Here is a 26,929-nt window from a genome sequence, read left to right on the forward strand (position 1 = left end):
CTGTCCGAGTCCGGCCTCTGCCCGGGCCGGACTCCGGCCCGGAGCCGAACCCTGCCCTGACCCCCACCCGCACCGGAGCCCCGCCCGCGTCGCGGGCCACCGGACGGGGCCCGGGGTGACCGTGTGGTGTCCGTACGTCCTTCCGGGCCTCCCCGAAACCCCCCGGAGCCGTGCGCCGGATCGCCACAACTCCGGCGTGCCTCTTGTCTTCCCTCCTCAACTCCCCGGGCGTACCTTGACGGCTCGATCTGATGCCTCGTCAGGAACTGTCGAGGTCTGGCAGGAACCGTCGGGAATGAGGGGACCGTGTCGAACCGGAAGCGAACCGCCGCGCTCGCGACTGCCGCGGCCCTGGCCGGCGCGGCGGTCTGGACGGCCGCCCCCACGGCCATGGCCGAAGTCGTCGACGTCAACTACTCGTGCAAGACGCCCATCGGCAAAAAGAGCGCCATTTCGCCGATCGACATCAAGGGCGTCAAGAGCGGCAGCGGCTACAAGATCACCATGTCCTGGCAGAAGGGCGTCTCCTCCAGCCCCGTCGAACTCGGCGCGGGCAGCGTGGAACCGTCCGCCGTCATCAAGCTGGGCGGTGCCGACAGCGGCACGCTGAACGTGACCGGCCCCTCCAACCAGGCCGCGATCCCCGAGAAGACCCCCATCAAGATCAACGACCTGAGCGGCACCTACACCCCGAAGCAGAGCGGCAAGGTCACCTTCACGGCGGGCACGCTCACCATCAAGGCGCTCGGTACGACCACCACCTGTACCCCCACCAACAGCCCCGGCCCCTCGCTCACCCTCGACGTGACCGCGTCGGGCGGCGGCAGCACCGGGGGCTCCGCCACCAGCGGTTCCACCAACGGCGGCGACCTCCCGCAGACCGGCCCCGAGGACTCCGCGATCGCCCTCGGCACCCTCGGCGGCACCGTGCTCCTCGCGGGCGCGGCAGGCGCGCTGTGGCTGACCCGTCGCAACCAGCCCCGCTGACCGCAACCCCGGCCGAATCCCCGTACGCGTGACGCGTAGAAGAGTGCTGGAGCCGCCGATGCCGTACGCCCGCGCCGCCCGTGCCCTGCTGCTGAGCCTGCCGCTGCTCGTGGCCGCCGCTCCCGCCGCCACCGCCGGCGGCTGGTCGGCCGCGCCCTCCGGCGGCGGCCGGCCGTCCTTCTACGCGGAAGGCGCGCCCGGGTCGGTGCTCCAGGACACGGTCGCGGTGACCAACCGGGGCCCGCGGCCGCTCACCGTACGCCTGAGCGGCACCGGGCCCGCCGGGTTCGCGGTCGCCTTCGCGGAAGGGGCCGTCCGGGTCCCCGCCCGCACCCGTGCCGAGGTGCCCTTCACGGTGACGGTCCCGGCGGACGCGTCCCCCGGAGACCGCACCGCGACCCTCGTCGTACGGGACGCCACGGGCCGCCGGACCGGCGTGCCGCTGCTGGTGCGGGTGAGCGGGCCCAGGCTGTCCGCGCTGACCGTGGAGCATGTGGCCGTGCACGGCGACCGGATCACGTACGAGCTGGTCAACCGCGGTTCCACGGATCTGGTTCCGCGGCTCGCGGTGCGCGCGGAGGGGGTGCTCGGCACCGTGCTGGACCGCGCCCCGCGCACCCTGCCCGTCCGGCTGCCGCCCGGCCGCCGGCTGAGGCTGGACGAGCCGTGGCACGGCCGTCCGGCCCTGGACGCCGTGACCGTACGCCTGACGGTCACCGCGCCCGGCGCCGCGCGGGCCACGGGCCGGGCGTCCGCCCGGTTCGTGCCGTGGGGCGCGACGGCGGGAGCGGCGGGCGGCGCGCTGTCGGCCGCGGCGGCCGTCATGGTCGTACGGCGTCGCGGGCGCGAGGCCGAGTCGAGGGGAGCGGCCACGTGAACGGCAGACTGCGGACCACGGCGCTGGTGCTCGCCCTGCTCCTGCTGCCCTGGGCGGCCACGGCGCCCGTGTCCGCCGCGAGCGGACCGGTCGTCACCCTGTCCAAGTCCCAGGCGGGGACCGGTGACACGATCACCGTCAGCGGCAGCGGCTGGCCGTCGCGCACCCTGCTGATGGTGCTGATCTGCGGTCGGGCCACCCCCGCGAGGGGGGTCGTCGGCGGCACCAACTCCTGTGCCAACGCCGACGGCAGGGCGGTGACCACGGGCGCCGACGGCCGGTTCAGCCGTACGCTCCCCGTGTCCGAGCCGCCGGTGCCCTGCCCCTGCGTGGTGCACGTGGCGACCGCGACCGGCGCGAAGTCCGCGGCCGACACGGTGTTCACGGTCGCCGGGCACGCGGTCGAACCGCTGCCCGCCGAGTCGGGCAGCGGACGCCTGGCCGTCCTGACCGACACCCGGCTGGAGGGCTCGAGCGGGCTGCTCACCTGGTTCGGGGCGCCGCCCACCCGCTCGCTCGTCTTCACCGTCGGCAACCTCGGCACTTCGACCGTGAAGGACCCGGTCTTCCAGGTCGGCTCCGCCCACGGGGTGTTCTCCCCGCAGTGGGACGAGCGGCAGTGGCGCGGCAGCATCGCCCCCGGCGGGAAGGCACGCGTGAAACTGCCCGTCGAACTCTCCGCCGGCGCGCACGGCGACTACACCGTCTCCCTGAAGTACGGCGGCAAGGTCCTCGCGGAGCAGCCGTGGGGGGTGGGCCGCCCCTGGGGGGTGACCCTGTTCTGGATCCTGCTCTGCCTGGTGGTGCCGGCGGCCGTGTTCCGCATCGGGATGGCCGTGGTGGACCGGATCCGGCCGCGGACGGCCCAGGGACGCCGGGCCCCTCGCGGGCATCGGACCCCCGGGCGCCGTCGAACCCCTCGCAGGCGCCGGGAAGAGACCCCCCTCGCCACCTCCACGACCCTGCCGTGGTTCACCCCGGACACCGGTCCGGGCACGGCGGGCCGGCTCTCCGCACCGCACGACGACCATCCGACGAGTCCCACGACTCCCGGCAGGAAAGGAACTTGAGTGAGTGAGAGAGCCGTACCACCACCGGGCCGCGGGTCCACCCGCAGGAGAGCGGTCGCGGCGGGCTCCGCCGTCCTGGTCGCCGGGGCCGCAGCCCTGCTCGGCGTGACCGCCGGTCCGGCCCAGGCCGCCGAGGTGTCCTACGCCACGCACTGCGTCCCGCCCGCGGGCATCGGACTGCCCGAGATCGACGGCACCACCAAGGTCGACATCAGCGCGCCGGCCACGGCGAAGGTCGGCGACACCGTCGACGTCGTCTGGAAGTTCACCCAGGCCGCGTCGAAGAACCCCGACATCATCGACCTGCCCGCCGACACGGTCCAGCCGTCCGGCACCCTCAAGGCGGCCGGTGCGCAGACGGCGGACATCGCGATGACCGGCCCGCGCGAGAACCCGGAGATCCCCAAGGGCGGCGACATGGTGCTGTCCGCCATGACGGGCACGCTGAAGCTGACCACGGCCGGGCAGGTGACGCTGACACCGGACGCCTACGTCGTCAACGCGCTGATGACGGACACCAAGTGCACGCCGACGGAGACCGTCCAGCCGGCGGCGACGATCACCGTCACCCCGGCGGACGGGGGCAGTTCGAGCACGTCGCCCGACCCGACGGGGAGCGCGAGCGAGTCGGCGTCGCCGTCCACGAGTCCCTCGCAGAGCGCGTCGCCCAGCACGTCGCCCAGCACCTCGCTCAGCCCGTCGGCGAGCGAGTCCGGCGACGACGGGCAGACCGATTTCACCGGCAAGGTCGTCGACATCCCCTACACCTGCGCCTCGCCCATCGGGGAGAAGAAGGCGACCTCGCCGATCCAGATCAACGCCAGGAAGAACGGCGGGAGCTACGACCTGACCGTGCAGTTCAAGAAGTCGGTGATGGACAGCCCGATCGACATCCCGGCGGGCAAGGTGAAACCGACCATGCAGGTCGTGCTCGGCGGCGCGGACAAGGGCTCGGTCACCGTGGAGGGACCGCTGAACTCCGCGACGATCCCGCAGGGCGACCCGATCGAGATACCTGACCTCAAGGGCACCTACAAGCCCGGCGCGTCCGGTGAGTCCACGCTGTCCCCCGGCGTCCTCACCATCGAGGCCATGGGCACGACCACCACCTGCACCCCGGACAGCACGGCCGTCTCCCTCACCCTGAACACCGAGGAGCAGGCGAGCGGGGCCTCCGGAGGCAGCGGCTCGTCGTCGGGGGGCGGCAGCACGACGACCAGCGGCGGCCTCGCCGAGACCGGCACGAGCGACCACGGATCCCTGAAGGCCCTGGGCCTGGTGGCCGGCACGGCGGTGCTGCTGGGCGCGGCGGTGTTCACGTTCATGCCCGGACGGAGGACGAGCTAGGAACGTACGCCGGGAGGGCCGCCGCACCCGGCCGGGTGCGGCGGCCCTCCCGGCCGCGGACGGACGTCAGTGGACGTCGCCCATGAGTTCCCTGACCTTCTTGCGGTACATCCACACCGCCCCGCCGGCCAGCACGGCCAGCAGCGCCTGGAAGGCCACGATTCCCGTCTTGTTGAGGTCGACCCCGGCGATGGACAGCAGACCGGTGGTCGCGTCACCGGCGGTGACCGCCAGGAACCAGACGCCCATCATCTGCGAGGCGTACTTCGCGGGCGCCATCTTGGTGGTCACGGACAGACCCACCGGCGACAGCGTCAGCTCACCGACGGTCTGCACGAAGTAGATGCCCACCAGCCACATCGCGGCCGCCTTGTGACCGCCGTCGGCGATCGCCAGCGGGGCGAGGAAGAGGAAGAAGGACGCGCCGATCATGACCAGGCCCATCGCGAACTTCACCGCGGTGCTCGGCTCCTTGCCGCGCCGGGCCAGCGCCAGCCAGGCCCAGGCGAAGACCGGCGCCAGCGCCATGATCATGACCGGGTTGACCGACTGGTACCAGGAGACGGGGAACTCCCAGCCGAAGATCGTGTTGTCGGCGGAGGAGTCGGCGAACAGGGACACGGTCGAGCCGCCCTGGTCGTAGATCATCCAGAATACGGCCGCGGCCACGAAGAACCAGATGTACGCGGACATCTTCGACTGCTCGGCGCGGTCCAGGTCCCTGTCCCGCTTGATGCGGGCGATGACCATGACCGGGATGAGCAGGCCCGCGACGGTGATCGGGACCAGCAGCCAGTTCAGGGTGTAGTGACCGGAGAAGCCGACGACCGCGTAGAAGACGGCGGCGACCGCGGCCCACAGACCCGCCTTGCGCAGCGTGGCGGTCTTCTCGGCGTCCGTCATCGGGGTCGGTACGACGTTCGACCGGGCGTCGAGGTGGCGGCTGCCGAGCAGGAACTGGGCGAGGCCCAGCGCCATGCCGAGCGCGGCGAGCGCGAAGCCGAGATGCCAGTCGACGTTCTCGCCGACGGTGCCGATGACCAGCGGCGCGGCGAACGCGCCGAGGTTGATGCCGATGTAGAAGACGGTGAAGCCGCCGTCGCGGCGCGGGTCGTCCGGGCCCTCGTAGAGGTGGCCGACCATCGTGGAGATGTTGGCCTTCAGCAGACCCGAGCCGATCGCCACCAGGCCGAGGCCCGCGAAGAAGGTGCCGGAGCTGGGCAGGGCCAGGGTGAGGTGGCCGAGCATGATGACCGCGCCGGCCACGGCGACCGTCCTGCGGGGGCCGAGGACACGGTCCGCGAACCAGCCGCCCGGCAGGGCGAGCAGGTACACGAGGGACAGGTACACCGAGTAGATCGCGGTGGCGGTGGCCGCGTTCATGTGCAGGCCGCCCGGTGCCACCAGATACAGCGGGAGCAGGGCCTTCATGCCGTAGTAGGAGAAACGCTCCCACATCTCCGTCATGAAGAGGGTGGCCAGTCCGCGGGGGTGGCCGAAGAAGGTCTTGCCGGAACCGGAGCCGGGGGTGCCCGGACGGGCCGAATCCTTCGTCAGGCTGGACGCCATGGTCGTTCCTTGCTGGTCGGGACGCGCGCGGGGGATGAGGGCGCGCCCGGGTGGGGGGCGGCCGGCACCGGCGCGTCTACGCGCGTCGCGTGAGCAGGGGTCCGGCCGTGGGTCATTCCTCTCGGCACACAAAAGAAGACCCTCGGCGGCAAGCCGTCGCCGAAGGTCCCCGCGGTGCTACAGGCGTTGTTTCACCATACGTCAGGAGAGTGCCGGATATGGAAGGACTTGAGGCACGGATCACAGGTGATCAAGGAAGCCTGTCGGGCATTCGAAGGTCCGTACCATCCTGCCATCACTCGACCGCAGGTTCGCCCCGCGTCTGCCCCGGCGGCGTGTCCGTCATGTCCCTGAGTAAGAAAGAGCGGTGGCGATCACACTTCGGACGCCGCCCGGCGCGGACTACCATCAGCTCATGACCCGTGTACTGCTCGCCGAGGACGACGCGTCCATCTCGGAGCCGCTGGCCCGCGCCCTGCGCCGGGAGGGCTACGAGGTCGAGGTGCGCGAGGACGGACCGACCGCGCTCGACGCCGGCATGCAGGGCGGCGTCGACCTGGTCGTGCTGGACCTCGGGCTGCCCGGCATGGACGGTCTGGAGGTGGCCCGCCGGCTGCGCTCCGAGGGCCACGCCGTGCCCATCCTCATCCTGACCGCGCGCGCCGACGAGGTGGACACCGTCGTCGGACTCGACGCGGGCGCCGACGACTACGTCACCAAGCCCTTCCGGCTCGCCGAACTGCTCGCCCGCGTCCGGGCCCTGCTGCGGCGCGGCGCCGCGGAGCCGGCCCAGCCGCCCGCCACCCACGGCGTGCGCATCGACGTCGAGTCGCACCGCGCCTGGATGGGCGACGAGGAGCTCCAGCTGACGGCTAAGGAGTTCGACCTGCTGCGGGTCCTCGTCCGCGACGCGGGCCGGGTCGTCACCCGCGACCAGCTGATGCGCGAGGTCTGGGACACGACGTGGTGGTCGTCCACCAAGACCCTCGACATGCACATCTCCTGGCTGCGCAAGAAGCTGGGCGACGACGCGGCGAACCCCCGCTACATCGCGACGGTGCGCGGAGTCGGCTTCCGCTTCGAGAAGAGCTGAGCGGTCGCAGAAGTCGCGGAAGCAACCGCCCGGAGGGCTCCCTTGCGTCGCCGTCTGATCCAGTCCACCCTGGCCGTCGTGCTCGTGGTGATCGCCGTCTTCGGCGTCTCCCTCGTCATCGTCGAGAGCCGCACCATCAGCAACAGCGCCCAGGAGCGGGTGGACTCCGAGGCGGTGCGGCTGGTCGGCATCGTGGACACCAGGCTGCTCGGCGCCGAGGACGTCAACGCGGAGATCCTGCGCGACCAGGTCACCCAGGACCGCTACGCCGTGATCAGCATTCCGGGCCGGCCGCCGATCGAGGTCGGCGCCAAACCCGAGGGCGACGTCATCCACGCCGAGGAGAAAGGGGAGAGCGGCGAGACGGTCCGGGTCGAGGAGCCGCACTCCACCATCACCCGCGAGGTCGGCCGCACCCTCCTGATCATCGCTCTGGTGGCCCTGCTCGCGGTCGTGGCGGCCGTCCTCCTCGCCATCCGGCAGGCGAACAAGCTGGCCTCCCCCCTCACCGACCTCGCGGAGACCGCCGAACGCCTCGGCTCGGGCGACCCCCGCCCCCGCCACAAGCGCTACGGCGTCCCCGAACTGGACCGCGTCGCCGACGTCCTGGACTCCTCCGCCGAACGCATCGCCCGCATGCTCACCGCCGAACGCAGGCTGGCCGCCGACGCCTCCCACCAGCTGCGCACCCCCCTCACCGCGCTCTCCATGCGGCTGGAGGAGATCACCCTCACCGACGACCCGGACACGGTGAAGGAGGAGGCGACGATCGCGCTCACCCAGGTCGAGCGCCTCACGGACGTCGTCGAACGCCTGCTGACCAACGCGCGCGACCCGCGGACCGGCTCGGCCGTCTCCTTCGACCTCGACGAGGTCATCCAGCAGCAGCTGGCCGAATGGCGCCCCGCCTACCGCAGCGTGGGCCGCGCCATCGTCAGCTCCGGCAAACGCCATCTGCGCGCGGTGGGCACCCCGGGCGCGGTCGCGCAGGTGCTGGCCGCCCTGATCGAGAACTCGCTGATGCACGGCGGCGGCACGGTCGCGCTGCGTACCCGCGTCACCGGCAACCAGGCGGTGATCGAGGTCACCGACGAGGGCCCCGGCGTCCCCGCCGACCTCGGCGCCCGCATCTTCGAGCGCACGATCAGCGGCCGCAACTCCACCGGCATCGGCCTGGCCGTCGCCCGCGACCTCGCGGAGGCCGACGGCGGCCGGCTGGAAATGCTCCAGGCCCAGCCCGCGGTCTTCGGCCTGTTCCTGTCCCGCACCGCACCCCAGAAGCGGGCGCCGGTGCAGGACGACGAGCCGACGGTCAGATGACGGACGGAGCCTCGCCGGCCGGGCTCAGCCGACCTGCTGGCGTGCTTTCGCCTTGCGGGACTGCTCCCCGATCAGCGAGTCCTCCACCAGGAAGGACTCGGCGCTGGCGACGGCCTCTTTCGCGGGCAGCGCCCGGAACACCCACGACCGGTACGACCAGAACCGGAACAGGGTCGCCACCCCGATGCCGAGGAACTTGAACACGTTGCTCTGCAGCGGGCTGTCCCACCCGAAGCCGTACGTCGCCGCGAACAGCAGTCCGTTCTCGATCACCAGGCCGACCGCGCTGAACAGCAGGAACAGCGTCAGTTCCTTCGTACGGCCGCTCTTGTCGCGGTCACGGTAGGTGAAGTACCGGAACCCGACGTAGTTGAAGACGATCGACACGACGGTCGCGATGACACTCGCCCGCACCACCTGCAGATCGGTGAGGTGCCGGACGAGGTTGAACACACCGAGGTTGACCAGCAGTCCTGCGCCACCGACGGCACCGAACTTGGCCAGCTCACGGGCCACTCTTCGTAGCCGCCCCTGCCCCGAGGAACCATGCGCCATGGTCGTACAGGCCCCCGTTCGGGTCTCGATTGCGTCAACCCAGCCATGCTAACCACCACTCTTGTCGGTTTCCTGTGGTCGGGCCCATGGGTCGGAAACAGGACGGAAAGAAGGCGGCAAACGGCGGGTATGAGCCGTTCGTGAGGCCGGTAAGAGCGCCCGCCCCGGCCCGAGGGAGGGACGGGATCCGGCCCCGGTGGCGCGGCCGATACCCTGGGAAGGTGACGTTCCCGGTAGTCGGCATGGTCGGCGGGGGCCAGCTCGCTCGTATGACACACGAGGCGGGCATCCCGCTCGGCATCAGGTTCAAGCTCCTCAGTGACACCCCTCAGGATTCCGCGGCGCAGGTCGTCAGCGATGTCGTCATAGGCGACTACCGCGACCTCGACACGCTGCGTGAGTTCGCGCGGGGGTGCGATGTGATCACCTTCGATCACGAACACGTACCCACCGAGCACCTCAGGGCGCTGGAGGCGGACGGCATCCCCGTCCGTCCCGGCCCCCACGCGCTGGTGCACGCCCAGGACAAGGGCGTGATGCGCGCGAAGCTCGACGCGATCGGCGTCCCGTGCCCACGGCACCGGATCGTGACCGACCCCGAGGACGTCGTCCGCTTCGCGGGCGAGGGCCAGGGCGCGGGCGAGGGCTTCCCGGTCGTCCTCAAGACCGTCCGCGGCGGCTACGACGGCAAGGGCGTGTGGGTCGTGGAGACCGCCGAGGAGGCGTCCGACCCGTTCCGCGCGGGCGTCCCCGTCCTCGCCGAGGAGAAGGTCGACTACGTCCGCGAGCTCGCCGCGAACGTCGTCCGCTCCCCGCACGGCCAGGCGGTCGCCTATCCGGTCGTCGAGTCGCAGCAGGTCGGCGGCGTCTGCGACACGGTGATCGCGCCCGCCCCCGGCCTGGACCCGAACCTCGCCCTCCAGGCCGAACAGCTGGCCCTGAGGATCGCCAAGGAACTGGACGTCGTGGGTCACCTGGCCGTCGAGCTGTTCCAGACCCGCGACGGCCGCATCCTCGTCAACGAACTGGCGATGCGCCCCCACAACTCGGGCCACTGGACCCAGGACGGCGCGATCACCTCCCAGTTCGCCAACCACGTCCGCGCCGTCCTCGACCTTCCCCTCGGCGACCCGCGCCCGCGCGCCCCCTGGACGGTCATGGTCAACGTCCTCGGCGGCGACTTCCCCGACATGTACTCCGCGTACCTGCACTGCATGGCCCGCGACCCCCAGCTGAAGATCCACATGTACGGCAAGGACGTGAAGGCCGGCCGCAAGGTCGGCCACGTCAACACCTACGGCGACGACCTCGACGACGTGCTGGAGCGCGCCCGTCACGCAGCCGGCTACCTGAGAGGCACGATCACCGAATGAGCCCAGTAGTAGGCATCGTCATGGGTTCGGACAGCGACTGGCCCGTCATGGAGGCCGCCGCCCAGGCCCTCGACGAGTTCGAGATCGACTACGAGGTCGACGTCGTCTCCGCGCACCGCATGCCCCGCGAGATGATCGCGTACGGCGAGCAGGCGGCCGAGCGCGGCCTGAAGGCGATCATCGCGGGCGCCGGCGGCGCGGCCCACCTGCCCGGCATGCTCGCGTCCGTGACCCCCCTCCCGGTGATCGGCGTCCCCGTGCCGCTGAAGTACCTCGACGGCATGGACAGCCTCCTGTCGATCGTGCAGATGCCGGCCGGTGTGCCCGTCGCCACGGTCTCCGTCGGCGGCGCCCGCAACGCCGGACTCCTCGCCGCCCGCATCCTCGCCGCCCACGACGAGGACCTCCTCGCCCGGATGCGCGAGTTCCAGCAGGAGCTGAACGACCAGGCCACCGAGAAGGGCAAGCGGCTGCGCGCCAAGGTCGAGGGTTCGAACGGCTTCGGCTTCGGAAAGTGACGGAGATGACCTCACTGGACGACGCCCGAGACCTCCTGCGTGACTTTCCCGTGGCCGACGGCCACAACGACCTGCCCTGGGCGCTGCGCGAGCAGGTCCGCTACGACCTCGACGCCCGCGACATCGCCACCTCTCAGGCCGCCCATCTGCACACCGACATCCCACGGCTGCGCGAGGGCGGCGTCGGGGCGCAGTTCTGGTCGGTGTTCGTCCGCGCGGACCTGCCGGACGCGGTTCCCGCGACGCTGGAGCAGATCGACTGCGTGCGGCAGCTCATCGACCGCCACCCCGCCGACCTGCGCGCCGCGTTCACCGCCGCCGACATGGAGGCCGCACGCGCGGAGGGCCGTATCGCCTCCCTGATGGGCGCGGAGGGCGGCCACTCCATCGCCAACTCCCTCGGCACCCTGCGCGGCCTCTACGCGCTCGGCGTCCGGTACCTCACCCTCACCCACAACGACAACGTGGACTGGGCGGACTCGGCGACCGACGAGCCGAAGGCCGGCGGCCTGACCGCCTTCGGCCGTGAGGTCGTACGGGAGATGAACCGCCTCGGCATGCTCGTCGACCTCTCGCACGTCGCGGCGACGACGATGCGCGACGCACTGGACGCCACCTCGGCGCCGGTGATCTTCTCGCACTCCTCCGCCCGCGCGGTCTGCGACCACCCCCGCAACATCCCGGACGACGTCCTCGAACGCCTGCCCGGCAACGGCGGCGTCGCGATGGTGACGTTCGTACCGAAGTTCGTGCTCCAGGCGGCGGTCGACTGGACCGCGAGGGCGGGCGCCAACCTGCGCGACCACGGTTTCTTCGACCTGGACACGACCCCCGAGGCGATGAAGGTCCACCGCGCCTTCGAGGAGGCGAACCCCCGCCCGGTCCCGACGGCCGCGACCGTCGCCGACCACCTCGACCACATGCGCGAGGTCGCGGGCGTCGACCACCTCGGCATCGGCGGCGACTACGACGGCACGGCCTTCACCCCCGACGGTCTGAACGACGTCTCCGGCTACCCCAACCTGATCGCGGAACTCCTCGACCGGGGCTGGTCGAAGACCGACCTCGCCAAGCTCACCTGGCAGAACGCGGTCCGGGTGCTGGGCGCCGCGGAGGACGTCTCCCGCGACCTCCGGGCCACCCGGGGGCCGTCCAACGCGACGATCGGGTCGCTGGACGGCTGACCGGCCTCCCCGCCGGCGGTGGGGCGTACGCCCGAACGCCCCACCCACCAGGAAGCCTCCCCGCGCGCGTGCGACGGTGGCCGTACTGCTGACCGCACGTACGGAGCTCTCCCATGGCCGACCTCCAGGACGAACTGCACGACCACCCCGAGGTCGGTGAACTGCCCGAAGCCTTCGACGCCCCCCGCATCCCGGAGACCGGGACCGAGCCGGCCGGCGGTGCGGAGGGGGAACTGCTCGACCGGGCGCACGCCCTCCTCGCCGGACACCCCGTCGCCGACGGCTACAGCGGACTGCCCTGGGCGCTGCGGCACCTGCCCTGGTACGACCTCCAGCTCGGCGAGAGCGGAGTCGACACGGACGTCCCCCGGCTGCGCCAGGGCCAGGTCGGCGCGCTGCTGTGCTCCCTGCACCTGCCCGAGGGCCTGGCCGCCGGCCGGGCCGTGGGCGCCACCCTGGAGCAGCTGGACCTCGCCCGATCGGTGATCGACACGCACCCCGAGGGGCTGCGGCTCGCCCGCACCGCCGGGCAGGTCCTCGACGCCCGCAACTGCGGCCGCGTCGCCGTCGTCCTCGGCCCCGCCACCGCCGCCGCCCTCGACGACTCGCTCTCCATCCTGCGCGTCCTGCACTCCCTCGGCCTGCGCGTTCTCACCCTCGCCGGCACCTCCTGGGCGAGCGAGGCGGGGCTGACCCGGTTCGGGGAGGAGGTGGTGCGCGAGATGAACCGGCTCGGTGTGCTCGCCGACCTCTCCGGCGCCTCCGACGCCACCGTCGGCCGCACGCTCACGCTCTCCAGGACCCCCGTGCTGTGCACCCGCTCCGCCGCCCGCGCCCTGCGCCCCCACCCCGACAACCTGACCGACGAACTCCTCGCCCGGCTGGGCGCCGCCAAGGGCCTGTGCCTGGTGCCGCTGACCGCCGAGCAGACCGGCCCGAGCATCCGGGACGTCGCCGACCACCTCGACCACGTCCGAGCCGTCGCGGGCCCCGAGTGCGTCGGCCTGTCCGGCACCTACGACTCCGGCAACGCCCACCCCCAGGGTCTCGCCGACGCCTCCGGCTACCCCCGGCTCATCGCCGAACTGCTGTGCCGCGGCTGGCCGGACACCGACCTGGCCCTGCTGACCTGGGGCAACATGCAGCGCGTCCTGCGCACTGCGGACTTCAACGCCCGCGCGGCGCAGGAGCGCAGGGAGCCGTCGACGGCGAAGATCGCCGAGCTGGACGGCTGACCGTCGGCCGCTGCCGATCCGGCGCCAGGCGGAACGGACGCGCCCGGACGGCGAGTCCGAGTCAGCAGGCGCAGAGACAGAACGGGTGCCCCGCAGGGTCCGTGTACACACGCCAGCCGCGCGAGCGGTCCTCCGCGTCCAGCGGCTTCGCGCCGAGTGCCAGGACGCCCGCCTCGGCCGCGTCCAGGTCCTCGACGGTCAGGTCCAGGTGGAACTGCTGCGAGCGGTCGGCCGCCGGCCACTCGGGGGCCACGAAGCCGGGGGAGGCCTGGAAGGCCAGTGCCCGGCCGTCGGGGGTCGTGAGGTCCACCCACTCGCCGTCTCCGTCCGACTCGACGGTCCCGCCCAGCACCTCGGCGTAGAACCCGGCCAGCGTGCGGGGGTCGGGACAGTCCAGGACGACGACGCCCAGCTTGGCGAGAGCCATGACTTCCTCCTCGGAATCGGCGTTACCCATGGATGCGGGCAACCGGTAACTGTTACCTCATGCTCTCGCAGTGGAGGTAACCTCGCAAGGGAATTGCCGACACGGGGAGGTAGCGTGCGGCCATGAGTGAGAGATCGCCCGCGCCGGGCGGCCTGGCCCTGGTGGAGTCCCTGGTCAACACGCTGGACATCGAGTCGGGTGCCGACGCGCTCGACACTGCGGACGGCCGGACGGCCCTCGCGCTCACCCCCGAAGAGGTACCGGCCGCCCGCGAACTGCGCGAGGCCCTGCGCGCGGCCCTGCTGGCCCACGCCGGCCACCCCCCGCACCGCACGGTGACCCCGCTCGGCGACCTGCTCGCGGCGGCGCCCCTGCTGGTGGCCGTCGACGCCCGGGACGGCTCCGCCCGCCTCGCCGCCGCCGACACCGGCCCCCTGCTCTCGCGCGTGGCCGCCGCCGTCGCCGAGGCACTGGTCGCCGGCACCTGGCAGCGGCTCAAGGCCTGCGAGGCCACCACCTGCCACTGGGCGTACTACGACCGCAGCCCGGCGGGACGCGGCCGCTGGTGCTCGATGCAGGTGTGCGGGGCGCGCGCCAAGATGCGCCGGTACCGTGCGCGGGACGTGAAAGAGACGTGAGCCACAGCGCGGCAACGCACAGGCAGTTCATACGCCACGTACCGGCTCGGTGCGGCAGAATGCACGCAGACGCCGGTTCGGCCGACTGAGCCTCGGCCGAACCGGCGTCACTCTCTTCGCTATGCGGTCGGCCGGCCCATGCCCCGGTACGTCCACCCGGCCTTGCGCCACACCGCCGGGTCGAGCGCGTTGCGCCCGTCGAGGATCAGCCGGACCGCCGCGACCTCCCCGAGCGCCGCCGGGTCCAGCTCACGGAACTCCCGCCACTCGGTGAGGTGCAGCACGACATCGGCGCCCCGTACGGCCGCCAGGGCCGAGTCGGCGTACCCGAGCGTCGGGAACAGCCGGCGGGCGTTCTCCATGCCCTTGGGGTCGTAGACCGTCACCTGGCCGCCCTGGAGATGGATCTGCCCGGCGACGTTCAGCGCGGGCGAGTCCCGTACGTCGTCCGAGTCGGGCTTGAAGGTCGCGCCGAGGACGGCCACCCGCTTGCCCAGGAACGGCCCGCCGCCGAGCTCCTGCCGCGCCAGCTCCACCATCCGCCCGCGCTGGCGCATGTTGATGGAGTCGATCTCGCGCAGGAAGGTCAGCGCCTGGTCGGCGCCGAGCTCACCGGCCCGCGCCATGAAGGCACGGATGTCCTTCGGCAGACACCCGCCCCCGAAGCCGATCCCGGCCCGCAGGAACTTCTTCCCGATCCGGTCGTCGTACCCGATGGCCTCCGCCAGCTTGGCGACATCGCCGCCCGCGGCCTCGCACACCTCCGCCATCGCGTTGATGAAGGAGATCTTCGTGGCGAGGAAGGAGTTCGCGGAGGTCTTCACCAGTTCGGCGGTCGGGAAATCGGTGACGACGAACGGCGAGCCCTCCTTCACCGGGGTGGCGTACACCTTCCGCAGCAGCTTCTCGGCCCGCCCGCTGCGCACGCCCACGACGATCCGGTCGGGATGCAGGGTGTCCTCGACGGCGAACCCCTCCCGCAGGAACTCCGGGTTCCAGGCCAGCTCGGCGTCCGCGCCGACGGGCGCGAGTTCGGCGATCATCGCGGCGAGCCGGTCGGCGGAGCCCACCGGAACCGTGGACTTGCCGACGACCAGGGCGGGCCGCGCCAGATACGGGGCGAGCGATCCGACGGCGGACTCCACGTACGACATGTCGCAGGCGTACTCGCCGTGCTTCTGCGGGGTGTTCACGCACACGAAGTGCACATCGCCGAAGGCGCCCACCTCGGCCCAGTCCTGGGTGAACCTGAGCCGCCCCGTCGACCCCTCGATGCCCGCGACATGACGCCGCAGCAGCTCCTCGAGCCCCGGCTCGTACATCGGCGTCTCGCCGCGCTCCAGCTTCTCGATCTTCTCCTTGACGACGTCGAGCGCGAGCACCTCGAAACCGAGTTCGGCCATGGCCGCGGCGTGCGTGGCGCCGAGGTAGCCGGTGCCGATCACGGTGATTTTGAGGCTCATGAATGCTCCAGAAAGGCGAACGGGGATGCGCTGCCCGAGCATAGTCGGGGCGTGCGTGGCCCCTCACCGGGCAGTTTCTCCCATGCTTCCCCGGTTGTTGCCCAGCTCACGTACCGGTCCCCCGGGCGGGCCTCTAAAATTTGAGTTACTTAACGGTAATTAGCGCGGGTAATCGCAGCGTCTTTGGAGCGTGAGTCACTTGGCCGGATCGGCTGTTTTCGACCTCTACCGCCCGTCCGATGAGCACGACATGCTCCGCGACGCCATCCGCTCACTGGCCGAGGCGAAGATCGCGCCGTACGCCGCCGCCGTGGACGAGGAGGCCAGATTCCCCCAGGAGGCACTGGACGCCCTGGTCGCGAGCGACCTGCACGCGGTGCACGTACCCGAGTCGTACGGCGGCGCGGGCGCCGACGCCCTCGCCACGGTGATCGTCATCGAGGAGGTGGCCCGCGCCTGCGTCTCCTCCTCCCTCATCCCCGCGGTGAACAAACTGGGCTCGCTCCCGGTGATCCTCTCCGGCTCCGAGGACCTGAAGAAGAAGTACCTGACCCCGCTGGCCAAGGGCGACGCGATGTTCTCCTACTGCCTCTCCGAGCCGGACGCGGGCTCGGACGCGGCCGGCATGAAGACCAAGGCCGTCCGCGACGGCGACCACTGGATCCTCAACGGCGTGAAGCGCTGGATCACCAACGCGGGCGTGAGCGAGTACTACACCGTCATGGCGGTCACCGACCCCACCAAGCGCTCCAAGGGAATCTCCGCCTTCGTCGTCGAGAAGTCCGACCCGGGCGTGTCCTTCGGCGCCCCGGAGAAGAAGCTCGGCATCAAGGGCTCCCCGACCCGCGAGGTCTACCTCGACAACGTCCGCATCCCCGCCGACCGCATGATCGGCGAGGAGGGCACCGGCTTCGCCACCGCGATGGCGACCCTGGACCACACCCGCATCACCATCGCCGCCCAGGCCCTCGGCGTCGCCCAGGGCGCCTTCGACTACGCCAAGGGCTACGTCCAGGAGCGCAAGCAGTTCGGCAAGCCGATTGCCGACTTCCAGGGCATCCAGTTCATGCTCGCCGACATGGCCATGAAGATCGAGGCGGCCCGCGCCCTGACGTACCAGGCGGCAGCCGCCTCGGAGCGCGGCGACAAGGACCTCACCTTCCAGGGCGCCGCCGCCAAGTGCTTCGCCTCGGACGTCGCGATGGAGGTCACCACCGACGCGGTCCAGCTCCTCGGCGGCTATGGCTACACCCGCGACTACCCGGTCGAGCGGATGATGCGTGACGCGAAGATCACCCAGATTTATGAAGGCACGAACCAGGTCCAGCGGATCGTCATGGCTCGCAACCTGCCGTAGGACCCGCTCGGCGTCGCCCTCGCCCTCGCCCTCCGCCCGTTCTCCCGGCCGGAGGGCGAGGCGCGTGTGGTGGCAGGCGGGGTCCTGGGCCACGATGGGAGAGTGGGCCAGGACCGGGAGGTTCGTCATGACGCGTGACGGCGGGCTGCTGCTGCGTCTGCGGTGCGTCCTGGACGCACCGGCGCCGGTCGTGTTCCGGGCTCTGACCGAACCGCGGGAGCTCGCCCGATGGTGGGGCCCCGACGGGTTCGGCATCCCGAGCGTGGAGAGCGACCCGAGGCCGGGAGGGACGTACCGCATCGCGATGCAGCCCCCCGAAGGCTCCCTGTTCCACCTGGCGGGGGAGTTCCTCGACGTCGACCCTCCGGAGCTGCTGCGCTACACCTTCCGCTGGGAGGAACCCGACCCCGAGGACCGGGAGACGGTGGTCACGCTGTCGCTGCGCGACCTCGGCGGAGCGTCGACGGAAGTGGTCCTCACCCAGAGGGACTTCCTCACCGAGCGGCGGCGCGCCCTGCACGAGGAGGGCTGGACCCAGGGATTCGGCAAGCTGGAGCAGCTGCTCTCGCCTGCCTGACCGCGGCCGAGGGCCTCAGTCCTCGTACCCCTCCGCGGTCCGTCGCTCCCGGAGTTCCCTGATCTCCCGGCGGCGGGCCAGGCGGTGGGTGCGGCGGATCTGGGCCTCCTGGTGGCGGCGGCGGTCGCGGTCGGTCTCCGGGACGACCGGGGGGACCGCGCGGGGCTTGCCGTCGGCGTCGACGGCGGCGAAGACCAGGTAGGCCGAGCCGACCTGGGTGGCCGGCGCGGACTCGTTCCAGCGTTCGGCGAGGACCCGGACGCCGACCTCCATCGAGGTCCGGCCCGTCCAGTTCACCTGAGCTTTGACATGGACCAGGTCGCCGACCCGGACCGGCTCCAGGAACGCCATCTCGTCCATGGAGGCGGTGACGGCCGGCCCGCCGGAGTGCCGCCCGGCCACGGCGCCCGCCGCGTCGTCGACGAGCTTCATGATCACACCGCCGTGCACCGTGCCCAGAAGGTTGGTGTCGTTGTGGGTCATGATGTGGCTGAGGGTGGTGCGGGACGCGGACGTCGGCTTGCCCGGAATGTCCGGAGTGCTGCCCGAGTCCGCTGCGGTGGCCTGATCTGTCATGTCCTCCACCTTATGCCGAGGGGACAAGCCGGAATTTTGTGTCAGCTTGGCAACAGCGGAGCGCTGATTTTCCGACACCCCTTGTATAGGACACAGCCCGGCCCTGCACACTAAGGCCCATGAACGATTGGCCCGAGGGATGGTCCGGCGCCGACCGCGGCAGCCGGTACGGAAACGGCGGCGCCGGCGACCGGCCGGAGAGCGCGCGCGTCATGCGTCAGGTCCGCCGCGGCCCGGCCGCCCCGCCGAACCAGCCGGGGGTCCCGCCGCAGCCGTCGTATGTGAACGGTCAGGGCTACGGCGACGGCCAGGGCGACTACACCAACGCCCGGCAGGGCGGCTACGACAGCGGCTACAGCTCGGGCCAGGTCTACGGCGGCGGCCCGGCCGACCCCGGCGGCCCCGGCGACGGGTACTCCCGGGGCGGCGCCCGGCCCGCGCCGAACTGGCGCCGCCGCATCAAGTGGACCTCGATCATCGTCGTCACCGTGGTCGTCGTCACCTCCGTCAGCACCTACTTCTGGGCCGACTCCAAGCTGCGCCGCGAGGTCGACCTGTCGAAGGTCATCGACCGGCCCGAGCAGGGCGACGGCACCAACTACCTCATCGTCGGCTCCGACAGCCGCGAGGGCATGTCCGCCGCGGAGAAGAAGGAACTGCACACCGGCTCCGCCGAGGGCAAGCGCACCGACTCGATGATGATCCTGCACGTCGGGTCGAACGGCGACACGCTGATCTCGCTGCCCCGTGACTCGGACGTCGAGATCCCGACGTACGTGGGCTCGGAGTCCGGCAAGACGTACAAGGGCACCGGCCGGCACGTGAAGCTGAACGCCGCGTACGCCGAGGACGGCCCCGAACTGCTCGTACGCACCGTCGAGTACAACACCGGCCTGCACATCGACCACTACGTCGAAATCGGCTTCGCCGGCTTCGCGAGCATCGTGGACGCGGTCGGCGGCGTCGAGATCACCATCGACAAGGCCTTCAAGGACAAGTACTCGGGCGCCGACTTCAAGGCGGGCAAGCAGACGCTGAACGGCGAGGAGGCCCTCGCGTTCGTCCGCACCCGGCACGCGTTCGCCGCCTCCGACCTCCAGCGCACCAAGAACCAGCAGAAGTTCCTGGCCGCCCTGGCCCACCAGGTGGCCACCCCGTCGACGGTCCTCAACCCCTTCAAGTTCTACCCGGTGATGGGCGCGGGCCTGGACTCCCTGATCGTCGACAAGGACATGGGCCTGTACGACCTGGGGTCGATGTTCTTCGCGATGAAGGGCGTCAACGGCGGCGACGGCACCTCGATGAACATGCCCATCTCCGGCTCCAGCGGCGGCAACCTCGTCTGGGACAAGACGAAGGTGAAGCAGCTGGTGAAGGAGCTGAACAACGACGAGAAGGTCACGGTGACGAGTGACTGACCAGCCCGGTCACAGACGCGGACCCGACCGACCCTTCGACGCGGTGCTCTGCGACATCGACAACGTGGTACGCCACTTCGACTCCGCCCACCTGGAGGCGCTGGAGCGCGCCGCCGGGCTGGCGGAGGGCACCACCAAGAAGGTGGCGTTCTCCCCGGAGGTCGACGGCCCCCTGCTGCTCGGGCAGATCACCGAGCAGGAGTGGGTCGCCGCCATCGCCCGGGGGCTCGCCGGGCTGGTGGAGGACGAGGAGACCGCCTGGTCGCTCGGCACCGCGCTGCTGGAGTCGCCCTTCCGCGCCGACGACGAGGTGGTCGCGCTGCTGCGCCGGGCCCGCACCCGGGTGCCGCTGGTCCTCGTCAGCAACGCGACGACCGGCCTGGAGGCCGACCTCGCGGCGATGGGTCTGACCGACCTCGCAGACGAGGTCGTCAGCAGCGCCCGCGTCGGCCTCGCCAAGCCCGACCCGCGGATCCTGGAACTGGCGGCGGCCCGGGCGGGCGTACGGCCCGGGCGGTGCCTGTTCGTGGACGACACCGAGGAGAACGTCGAGGCCGCGGCCGCGCTGGGCATGCTGACCGTCCACTACAGCGAACCGGCCGACCTGGAGCGGGAGTTGGCACCGCTGTTCGGCTAGGGCGAGCAGCGGACCACGAGTGGGGCACCCCGGTCGGGGGTGCCCCTGAGCGGTGTTCAGGCGGGGATCACATCCGCGCGCCCGCCATCGTCCGGCACATCTCGGCGCAGCGGCGACACGCCTCCGCACAGCGCCTCATCTGCGGGTCGTCCGGCATGGACATACACGCCTCCGCGCACATGTCGCAGGCCTTGGCGCACATCGCGCACATCTCGGCCGACATGGGCGAGCGCCGCATCATCATGTCGGCGCACATGCGGGTCATCTCGGAGCAGTCCATGAGCGCGCGCATGATCTGCATCTGGGCCTGGCCGCCCATCTGCATGCAGGAGCTCATGGTCTCCTCGCAGACGGTGTGGCAGGACATGCACGCCTCGACGCAGTCCTGCATCTCCTTGCTCATGGCCGTCATGGTTCCGGGCTGGTTCATGGTCATGGCTCCTCCTGGACGGGGGACGAGGGGCCCGGGGCGGGCCCCGTGCCCTTCCGTCCTACGCCCGCGACGCGCCGCGCGCCAGCCGACGGAAGCAACCGTTCCACCCCGTTCGTCCCTACGCGCACCCCACCTCGTCGCCCCGTACGACCTCTGCCTCCTTGGTGACCGGCTCCTCGCCGCGCACTTTGCGCACCTCGCGGAAGTCGGTGCCGGCGATCACCTTCAGGACCGGGCCGAGGCCCGGGGCGGCGCGCAGTTCGCTGCCGGGCAGGGCCGCCGCCAGGGACCTTGCCGAGCGGTCCCAGCGGGGGTCGTGGACGATGACCGTGCGGAGCACGGAGTGGTCGGGGGAGTCGACCGGGTGGCGCGTCGTCAGGAAGCCCGTGGCCGCCAGGGCGGTGTCCACCCTTCGGCCCAGGCCGATGGTCCGCGTGCCGTTCTCGACCTGGACCCGGATCTGCTGCGGGGGCACCTCCACCCGTACCGCCGTCACCCGGGGGCGCGGGCGGGGAGGGGAGACCGAGGCGAGGGGCTTGTCGTCGCGCAGCGTGCGGAAGACGGCCTCCGACTTCACCGGGTCCCACTTCAGCGTCGAGCCGATGCCCGGGACGACGAAGCCCATGCGGCCGATCGGGACCGTGGTGAACTCGGAGGAGGACGGCGAGAAGGTGCGCATCGCCCGTCCGAGGGCGAGGAGTTCGTCGGTGCCGAAGCCGCGGTCCGCGCGGACCGAGCCCAGCACCGCCCGCGTCACGTCCCGGAACCTCAGCGGGTTCAGCAGGATCCCCGAGGACGTCGCCTGGTCCACCATCGAGGCCAGGAACCGCTGCTGGCGTTTCATCCGGCCCAGGTCGGAGGAGGCGTCGGCGTGCCGGGAGCGGACGTACTGCAGGGCCTTGCCGCCGCGCAGGGTGTGGGTGCCGGCCGGCAGGTTCAGGCCGGTGTAGGTGTCCCTGAGGGGCGTCGTGGTGCAGATCTTGACCCCGCCCAGCACGTCCACCGTCTTCATGAAGCTGGTGAAGTCGACCTCCAGATAGTGGTCGATCTTGACGTGCGTCATGTTCTCGACGGTGCGCACGGTCAGTTGCGGACCGCCCTCCGCGTACGCCGCGTTGAGCTTGAGGGGGTGGCCGCGATGGGCCTTTCCGGTGACCTGGTCGGTGTGCGGGGGAGTGTCGGCGTAGGAGTCGCGCGGCAGGCTGACCACGCTGGCCCGTTCCCGGTCCCCCGAGATGTGCACGATCATGATGGTGTCGGTGCAGTGGCACGGGGCGCCGCCGAGCCGGAACCGGCGCCGTTCGAGCTCCGTGACCTTGTCCCGGCCGTCGGTGCCGACCAGCAGCACGTTCATGCCGTGGCCGGCCCGCGGCCGGTTCTTCATGTCCTTGAAGGGATCGACCCGCGCGATGTCGGCGTCGAGACTGCTGACCACGGAGTGCCCGATCCCGGCGGAGGCCAGGACGACCACCGACAGCGTGGTCGCCGCCCGCATGGCCCAGCGGGGACGTTTCCTCCGTACGGGGCGTACCGGCGGGCGGCGCCGGGTCCGGGGCGGTGTGGTGGGCATACGGGACACCTCCGGGCGACGGCCTGGGGACGGGGGGAGCCGTGAGTACCGTAGGCCCGTACGATCTGTCGCCCGGTGCAGCGGACCCGGCGGGGCGCACCGGTGTCCCCCGTTCGCGGTAACGTGAGCCCCCTATGAACGCGAAGCCCGACGTGCAGCTCCCCGCCGTGTCCGTGATCATGCCCGTCCTCGACGAGGAGCGGCACCTGCGCGGAGCCGTCCAAGCGATCCTCGCGCAGGAATACGCCGGCGAGATGGAGGTCGTGATCGCCCTCGGTCCGTCCACGGACCGTACGGACGAGATCGCGGCCGAACTCGTGGCGGACGATCCGCGTGTGCGCACCGTGCCGAACCCCGCCGGCCGCACGCCGGCCGCCCTCAACGCCGCGATCGGGGCCTCCCGGTACCCGATCGTCGTCCGCGTCGACGGGCACGGCATGCTCTCGCCGAACTACATCGCCACCGCCGTGCGCCTCCTGGAGGAGACCGGTGCGCAGAACGTCGGCGGCATCATGCACGCCGAGGGCGAGAACGCCTGGGAGGACGCCGTCGCCGCGGCCATGACCTCGAAGATCGGGGTCGGCAACGCCGCCTTCCACACGGGCGGCCAGGCCGGGCCCGCCGAGACCGTCTACCTCGGTGTCTTCCGGCGTGAGGCGCTGGAGCGGCAGGGCGGCTACAACGAGGAGTTCATCCGCGCCCAGGACTGGGAGCTCAACTTCCGCATCCGCGAGGCGGGCGGGCTGATCTGGTTCTCGCCGGAGCTGAAGGTGTCGTACCGGCCGCGGCCCACCGTGAAGGCGCTCGCCAAGCAGTACAAGGACTACGGCCGTTGGCGGCACGTGGTCGCCCGCTACCACGAGGGCTCCATCAACCTGCGCTATCTCGCCCCGCCCACCGCGGTGTGCGCGATAGCCGTGGGCCTGGTCGTCGGGGCGGCGCTCACCCCGCTCGGATTCGTGATCCCCGGCGGCTATCTCGCGGCGATCCTCGCCGGGTCGCTGCCGGCCGGCAAGGGGCTGGGGTTGAAGGCGCGGCTGTGGATCCCCGTGGCCCTCGCCACCATGCACATGTCCTGGGGCCTCGGCTTCCTGACCAGCCCGAAGTCGCTGGCGAGGCGGGTCATCGCCTCGCGCCGCCCCGCGGTCCTCAGCTCCCCCGAGAACAGCTCCCGCTGAGGCCCCAGGCGCACCGGACCCGGCTACCAGGTGTAGTTCGGGTCCACGTGCATGCACTGTGTCTCGTCGGCGCCGTTCATCGCCTGTGCCGAGGCGGGTGTCGTGTCGTCGTCCTTCTCCTTGGCCGGCGCCTCGTACTTGGTTCCCGACCGCCAGTCCGCGCCCACCACCAGCGTGACGCCGGAGACGTCGGTGGACTTCTTCACCTGGCTGGTGGGGATGCCGAGCACCTTCGCCACCCGTAGTGCGTCGCCCTTGAGGTCGGCGCTCGGATAGCGGATCACGGTGGTGCTCTCGGCCGTCGCCGCGGAGGTGTCCGCGACGGCCTCGTCGAAGCCCTTGTCCTTCAGCAGCTCGGTGACGGCGGTGGCACGCCCGCGGGCGGCCGCCAGCGCGCTCGTCGAGGTGCCGTTGTGGACCTGTACGGCGATCTTGTCGTCCGCGGCGGCCGGGTCCGTGACCGTCGGCGAGGGGCTCGCGGTGGTGGTGGTCTTCTTCTTGTCCTTGCCGTCCAGGGCGATGTCATCGCGTACCAGCCGGAACAGTTTCGTGGCGTCCTTGGTCGGCACCACCCGGCCGGTCTGGATGGTGTCGTAGGCGTTCGGCATCGTCGTCATGGTGATGCGCGCGGTGGGCACCTTCTGCAGCTCGGTGGCGAGGTCGTACATCTTGGTGATGGTGTCCAGGCCGTCGTCGACGGTGATCGCCTTCGTCGCCGCCTCGGCGAGCTTGCGCAGCTTGTTGGGGTTGGTCAGCTTGGCGTTGGCGCGCAGCTCGCGGACCATCGAGTTCATGTACATGTGCTGCGCCTTGGCGCGGGCGAGGTCGGTGTCGTCCTCGAAGCCGTAGCGGGTGCGCAGCCACTGCAGGGCCTGCTTGCCCTTGATGGAGTGGGTGCCCTCCTCCAGCTTCAGACCGGAGCCCTTGCCGCTGCTGGTGTGCGAGTAGACGTTGGCGTCCACGCAGACCGGTACGCCGCCGATCGCGTCCGCCATCGACACCACACCCGAGAAGTCGATCATCATGAAGTGGTCGATGTGGATGTCGGTGAGCTTCTCCCAGGTGGCCACCGTGCAGCCGGGGCCGCCGCGGCCGAGCGACTCGTTGGTCATCGTCCGGGTGGTCGCCGCGTACGTCTTCTTGGTGTCGGGGTCGGTGCACTTGGGGATGTCGACGAGCGTGTCGCGGGGCATGCTGACGACCGACATGTTCTTTCGGTCCGCGGAGATGTGCAGCAGCATCTGCACGTCCGCGAGCGGGGTGCCGTTGAAGGTGTCCTTGGCGCCGCCGAGCTTCTGGTTCTCCGCGCTGTCCCGGGCGTCCGAGCCGATCAGGAGGATGTTCAGGGCGGTCTGGCCGGCCGCGTTGGCCTGTGTCCTGGCGGCGCGGTCCTTGGCGTCGCCGAGGTTGAGGTCGTCGCTCTTGATGTTGGAGTTGAGGTGTTCGTAGTAGAGGTATCCGGCCCCCGCGCCGCCGAGTATGACCATCGCCAGCACCGTCGCCGACCAGCGCAGCACCCGCCGTCTGCGGCGTTTGCGGTCGGTTCTCCCGCCGGCTCTCGGCCCGTCGCCCTCCTCGGACGCGTCCTGGTCCACCGGGGTCAGTGACATCGTGTCCTCGACCGCCGGCCCCTCACCCCGCACACCGCTTTTCGCCGCCATTCCCCTGCCCCTCCACCGTGCGCCGCCTGACACGGGCCCGTCCCGCGTCAAGTCAGACGCACGACGGGCCCGTAGGGTTACCTACTTGGCGCACTCGACCTTGTCCGCGGTGGACTTCTGGACCGAGTCCGGCACCTTCGTCGCTGCCGTGAGTGAGACGCCCGCGCCCTTGAAGTCCTTGCCCAGCGTCAGCGTCATCGTCGGCAGACCCTGGGCGTTGGTGACGCTCTTCCCCGGCTTCAGTGCGGTGCCGGGCAGCCCCATGATGTCGGCGAGCCTGCGTGCCTGGTCGGCCTGGTCGGGGTCGTACTCGAGAGTCGTCTTGCTCAGTTCAGCCGGCGCGTTGCCCGCGTTCTCGGACTTCGTCACGCCCTCATCATTCTGCAGCCAGTTAAGAGTCTCCTGTGCGCTGCCGGCCGGGGCTCCGCCGTTCATGACCTGTACCCGGACCTCGGAGGCCGTGGACTTGGTGCCCTTCAGCCTGGCGGCGGCCGCGGCAGCGGCCGCGTCCTTGGAGGCCTTCGCCTTCTCCTTCACCTCGGTGAAGGAGACGTCGTCCTTGATGAGCTGGAAGACGGTGGATGCCGTGTTCGGGTTGACGACGACCGTCGCCGCGACCTTCTCCGCCGGGTTGTCGATCACCGGCACGGTGGTGAAGGTCAGGTTCTTCACGTTGAGCTTGCCCAGCTCCAGGCCCAGGTCCTTGAGCTTGCTGATGCTGTCGAGCTTGGAGTCGACGGTCAGCGCCTTGGTGCCCGCCTCGGCCAGCTTGATCATCTTGGTGGGGCTGGAGAGGGTGTCGTTCGACTTCAGCTTGCGCATCAGCGAACTGAGGAACTGCTGCTGCAGCTCGATCCGGCTCAGGTCGCCGCCGAAGCCCACCGAGTGCCGGGTGCGCAGGAACGCCAGTGCCTGCTCGCCCTCGATGGTGTGGGTGCCCTTGGACAGCTTCAGATGCGAGTCCGCGTCGTCGATGTCCTTGGCCAGGCACACCTCGACGCCGCCGACCGCCGTGGTCAGCGTCTTGACCGCGTTGAAGTCGGCCACCATGAAGTTGTCGGCCTGAATGCCGGTCAGCTCGGTGACCGTGCGCACGGTACAGCTCGCCGTACGCTCCTCCTGGCCCAGGCTGGTGTTGAAGCGGACGTTGTCCTCGCCCTTGATGACCTTGGTGGTGCCGTCCTCCTGCGTGGTCGGACAGTCCGGGACGTCCACGATCAGGTCGCGCGGGATGCTCAGCGCGGTCGCGTTCGTCCGGTCCTTGGACACGTGCAGCAGGATCGTGGTGTCCGCGTGGCCGACGCTGTTGGCGTCGCCGTACTTCGTGTTGCCCTCGCCGGTGCGCTTGTCGGTGCCGATCAACAGGATGTTGATCGCCTTGTCCTTGTTGAAGCCACCGGTGCTCGCGCCGTCGTCGGAGACGGAGGTGATGTTGGAGTTGAGGTGCTCGAGGTAGAGGTAGGCCGCGCCGGCCGCCCCCACCAGGACGAAGGCCATCGTCCCGCCGGTCCACAGCAGGATCTTCTTCGCCTTCGACTTCTTCTTCACCGGCCGCCGGCCGCGCCGGGCGGGCGGTTCCTCCGGCACACCCTTGCGGCGGCGGGGTCCCGGTACGCGCTCCGGCGTCTCCTCGGGCGGCCGGCGGTCCGGCGGAGCCGCCGTACGGCCGTGCGCCGCACCCGGGGCTGCGGGAGCCGCCGTACGGGAGGCGGCTCTGCGCGGCCCGGGCACCGCCGACTGCGGAGCGGAAGGAGTCAGTCGCAGTTCGTATTCGCCGGTGTTCGGATTGAGCACCCACTGGTCTGCGGGATCGATGTTGTCCGCCCGCCCACGGCCTTGCGCGTCCACGGTTGTCCGAATCCTCCG

The 26,929-nt window shown here is 71.0% G+C and carries 25 protein-coding genes; 16 read left to right on the top strand and 9 right to left on the bottom strand.

The window, feature by feature from the left end; translation table 11 throughout:
- The first annotated feature begins 306 nt into the window (after nucleotides 1-306).
- From ABT057_RS09285 to ABT057_RS09300, 4 genes are all read left to right on the top strand, one after another.
- Complete coding sequence (locus ABT057_RS09285; protein WP_352341845.1) at nucleotides 307-987, top strand: LPXTG cell wall anchor domain-containing protein; 681 nt, start codon at nucleotides 307-309, stop codon at nucleotides 985-987.
- Nucleotides 988-1,045: 58 nt separating this feature from the next.
- On the top strand, nucleotides 1,046-1,864 hold the full coding sequence (locus tag ABT057_RS09290; RefSeq protein WP_352341900.1) for an NEW3 domain-containing protein: 819 nt from the start codon (nucleotides 1,046-1,048) through the stop codon (nucleotides 1,862-1,864).
- Nucleotides 1,861-2,934 carry a hypothetical protein gene (locus ABT057_RS09295; RefSeq protein WP_352341846.1) on the top strand — a complete coding sequence of 358 codons (1,074 nt, stop codon included), beginning with the start codon at nucleotides 1,861-1,863 and terminating at the stop codon, nucleotides 2,932-2,934. Before ABT057_RS09290 ends, ABT057_RS09295 begins: the two co-directional genes overlap by 4 nt.
- Before the next feature lie 75 nt (nucleotides 2,935-3,009).
- Nucleotides 3,010-4,281, top strand: coding sequence for a hypothetical protein (locus tag ABT057_RS09300; RefSeq protein WP_352341901.1), 1,272 nt, complete (start codon nucleotides 3,010-3,012; stop codon nucleotides 4,279-4,281).
- 66 nt (nucleotides 4,282-4,347) lie between these two features.
- On the opposite strand, the gene ABT057_RS09305 is transcribed toward ABT057_RS09300, so the two are convergent.
- Nucleotides 4,348-5,850 carry an oligopeptide:H+ symporter gene (locus ABT057_RS09305; protein ID WP_352341847.1) on the bottom strand — a complete coding sequence of 501 codons (1,503 nt, stop codon included), beginning with the start codon at nucleotides 5,848-5,850 and terminating at the stop codon, nucleotides 4,348-4,350.
- Between the two features lie 415 nt (nucleotides 5,851-6,265).
- On the opposite strand from ABT057_RS09305, the gene ABT057_RS09310 reads away from it, so the two are divergent.
- Nucleotides 6,266-6,943 carry a response regulator transcription factor gene (locus ABT057_RS09310; protein ID WP_067251025.1) on the top strand — a complete coding sequence of 226 codons (678 nt, stop codon included), beginning with the start codon at nucleotides 6,266-6,268 and terminating at the stop codon, nucleotides 6,941-6,943.
- A 42-nt stretch (nucleotides 6,944-6,985) separates the two neighbouring features.
- Nucleotides 6,986-8,263 (top strand): sensor histidine kinase, encoded by a 1,278-nt coding sequence (locus tag ABT057_RS09315; protein WP_352341848.1) that lies wholly within the window; start codon nucleotides 6,986-6,988, stop codon nucleotides 8,261-8,263.
- Between the two features lie 24 nt (nucleotides 8,264-8,287).
- Here ABT057_RS09315 and ABT057_RS09320 read toward each other — a convergent pair whose 3' ends face one another.
- Entirely contained in the window at nucleotides 8,288-8,818 is a 531-nt protein-coding gene (locus ABT057_RS09320; RefSeq protein ID WP_352341849.1) for a GtrA family protein, read from the bottom strand.
- A 221-nt stretch (nucleotides 8,819-9,039) separates the two neighbouring features.
- Here ABT057_RS09320 and ABT057_RS09325 point away from each other — a divergent pair, with 221 nt between their 5' ends.
- From ABT057_RS09325 to ABT057_RS09340, 4 genes are all read left to right on the top strand, one after another.
- Nucleotides 9,040-10,191 (top strand): 5-(carboxyamino)imidazole ribonucleotide synthase, encoded by a 1,152-nt coding sequence (locus ABT057_RS09325; protein WP_352341850.1) that lies wholly within the window; start codon nucleotides 9,040-9,042, stop codon nucleotides 10,189-10,191.
- Nucleotides 10,192-10,211: 20 nt separating this feature from the next.
- Nucleotides 10,212-10,709: a 5-(carboxyamino)imidazole ribonucleotide mutase gene (gene purE / locus ABT057_RS09330; RefSeq protein ID WP_352341902.1), complete on the top strand. Its 498-nt coding sequence runs from the start codon at nucleotides 10,212-10,214 to the stop codon at nucleotides 10,707-10,709.
- A gap of 5 nt (nucleotides 10,710-10,714) precedes the next feature.
- Nucleotides 10,715-11,893: a dipeptidase gene (locus ABT057_RS09335; RefSeq protein WP_352341851.1), complete on the top strand. Its 1,179-nt coding sequence runs from the start codon at nucleotides 10,715-10,717 to the stop codon at nucleotides 11,891-11,893.
- A 113-nt stretch (nucleotides 11,894-12,006) separates the two neighbouring features.
- On the top strand, nucleotides 12,007-13,128 hold the full coding sequence (locus tag ABT057_RS09340; protein ID WP_352341852.1) for a dipeptidase: 1,122 nt from the start codon (nucleotides 12,007-12,009) through the stop codon (nucleotides 13,126-13,128).
- Nucleotides 13,129-13,189: 61 nt separating this feature from the next.
- Here ABT057_RS09340 and ABT057_RS09345 read toward each other — a convergent pair whose 3' ends face one another.
- Nucleotides 13,190-13,555, bottom strand: coding sequence for a VOC family protein (locus ABT057_RS09345; RefSeq protein ID WP_352341853.1), 366 nt, complete (start codon nucleotides 13,553-13,555; stop codon nucleotides 13,190-13,192).
- A 122-nt stretch (nucleotides 13,556-13,677) separates the two neighbouring features.
- Here ABT057_RS09345 and ABT057_RS09350 point away from each other — a divergent pair, with 122 nt between their 5' ends.
- Nucleotides 13,678-14,193: a CGNR zinc finger domain-containing protein gene (locus ABT057_RS09350; RefSeq protein ID WP_352341854.1), complete on the top strand. Its 516-nt coding sequence runs from the start codon at nucleotides 13,678-13,680 to the stop codon at nucleotides 14,191-14,193.
- A 119-nt stretch (nucleotides 14,194-14,312) separates the two neighbouring features.
- Here ABT057_RS09350 and ABT057_RS09355 read toward each other — a convergent pair whose 3' ends face one another.
- Entirely contained in the window at nucleotides 14,313-15,656 is a 1,344-nt protein-coding gene (locus ABT057_RS09355) for a UDP-glucose dehydrogenase family protein (RefSeq protein WP_352341855.1), read from the bottom strand.
- Nucleotides 15,657-15,855: 199 nt separating this feature from the next.
- Here ABT057_RS09355 and ABT057_RS09360 point away from each other — a divergent pair, with 199 nt between their 5' ends.
- Together ABT057_RS09360 and ABT057_RS09365 are read left to right on the top strand one after the other, a co-directional pair.
- Nucleotides 15,856-17,013 carry an acyl-CoA dehydrogenase gene (locus ABT057_RS09360; RefSeq protein WP_352341903.1) on the top strand — a complete coding sequence of 386 codons (1,158 nt, stop codon included), beginning with the start codon at nucleotides 15,856-15,858 and terminating at the stop codon, nucleotides 17,011-17,013.
- A 127-nt stretch (nucleotides 17,014-17,140) separates the two neighbouring features.
- On the top strand, nucleotides 17,141-17,590 hold the full coding sequence (locus tag ABT057_RS09365) for an SRPBCC family protein (protein WP_352341856.1): 450 nt from the start codon (nucleotides 17,141-17,143) through the stop codon (nucleotides 17,588-17,590).
- A gap of 15 nt (nucleotides 17,591-17,605) precedes the next feature.
- Here the strand turns inward: ABT057_RS09365 and ABT057_RS09370 are convergent, their stop codons facing one another.
- Nucleotides 17,606-18,166, bottom strand: coding sequence for an acyl-CoA thioesterase (locus tag ABT057_RS09370; protein ID WP_352341857.1), 561 nt, complete (start codon nucleotides 18,164-18,166; stop codon nucleotides 17,606-17,608).
- 119 nt (nucleotides 18,167-18,285) lie between these two features.
- Between ABT057_RS09370 and ABT057_RS09375 the strand changes: the two genes are divergently transcribed.
- Both ABT057_RS09375 and ABT057_RS09380 read left to right on the top strand, forming a co-directional pair.
- Nucleotides 18,286-19,584 carry an LCP family protein gene (locus tag ABT057_RS09375; protein ID WP_352341858.1) on the top strand — a complete coding sequence of 433 codons (1,299 nt, stop codon included), beginning with the start codon at nucleotides 18,286-18,288 and terminating at the stop codon, nucleotides 19,582-19,584.
- A complete protein-coding gene (locus ABT057_RS09380; RefSeq protein ID WP_352341859.1) occupies nucleotides 19,577-20,221 on the top strand; it encodes an HAD family hydrolase in 645 nt (214 codons plus the stop codon). Before ABT057_RS09375 ends, ABT057_RS09380 begins: the two co-directional genes overlap by 8 nt.
- A gap of 67 nt (nucleotides 20,222-20,288) precedes the next feature.
- Here the strand turns inward: ABT057_RS09380 and ABT057_RS09385 are convergent, their stop codons facing one another.
- Both ABT057_RS09385 and ABT057_RS09390 read right to left on the bottom strand, forming a co-directional pair.
- On the bottom strand, nucleotides 20,289-20,657 hold the full coding sequence (locus ABT057_RS09385) for a four-helix bundle copper-binding protein (protein WP_352341860.1): 369 nt from the start codon (nucleotides 20,655-20,657) through the stop codon (nucleotides 20,289-20,291).
- Nucleotides 20,658-20,772: 115 nt separating this feature from the next.
- Nucleotides 20,773-22,224 (bottom strand): LCP family protein, encoded by a 1,452-nt coding sequence (locus tag ABT057_RS09390; protein ID WP_352341861.1) that lies wholly within the window; start codon nucleotides 22,222-22,224, stop codon nucleotides 20,773-20,775.
- A gap of 134 nt (nucleotides 22,225-22,358) precedes the next feature.
- Here ABT057_RS09390 and ABT057_RS09395 point away from each other — a divergent pair, with 134 nt between their 5' ends.
- Nucleotides 22,359-23,402 (top strand): glycosyltransferase family 2 protein, encoded by a 1,044-nt coding sequence (locus ABT057_RS09395; RefSeq protein WP_352341862.1) that lies wholly within the window; start codon nucleotides 22,359-22,361, stop codon nucleotides 23,400-23,402.
- A 23-nt stretch (nucleotides 23,403-23,425) separates the two neighbouring features.
- Here the strand turns inward: ABT057_RS09395 and ABT057_RS09400 are convergent, their stop codons facing one another.
- Complete coding sequence (locus tag ABT057_RS09400; RefSeq protein WP_502973836.1) at nucleotides 23,426-25,063, bottom strand: LCP family protein; 1,638 nt, start codon at nucleotides 25,061-25,063, stop codon at nucleotides 23,426-23,428.
- Nucleotides 25,064-25,144: 81 nt separating this feature from the next.
- Entirely contained in the window at nucleotides 25,145-26,911 is a 1,767-nt protein-coding gene (locus ABT057_RS09405) for an LCP family protein (protein WP_352341863.1), read from the bottom strand.
- Nucleotides 26,912-26,929: the final 18 nt, after the last annotated feature.

Origin of the sequence: Streptomyces sp. NPDC002588, assembly GCF_040295925.1 — a bacterium.
Classification (GTDB): Bacteria; Actinomycetota; Actinomycetes; order Streptomycetales; family Streptomycetaceae; genus Streptomyces.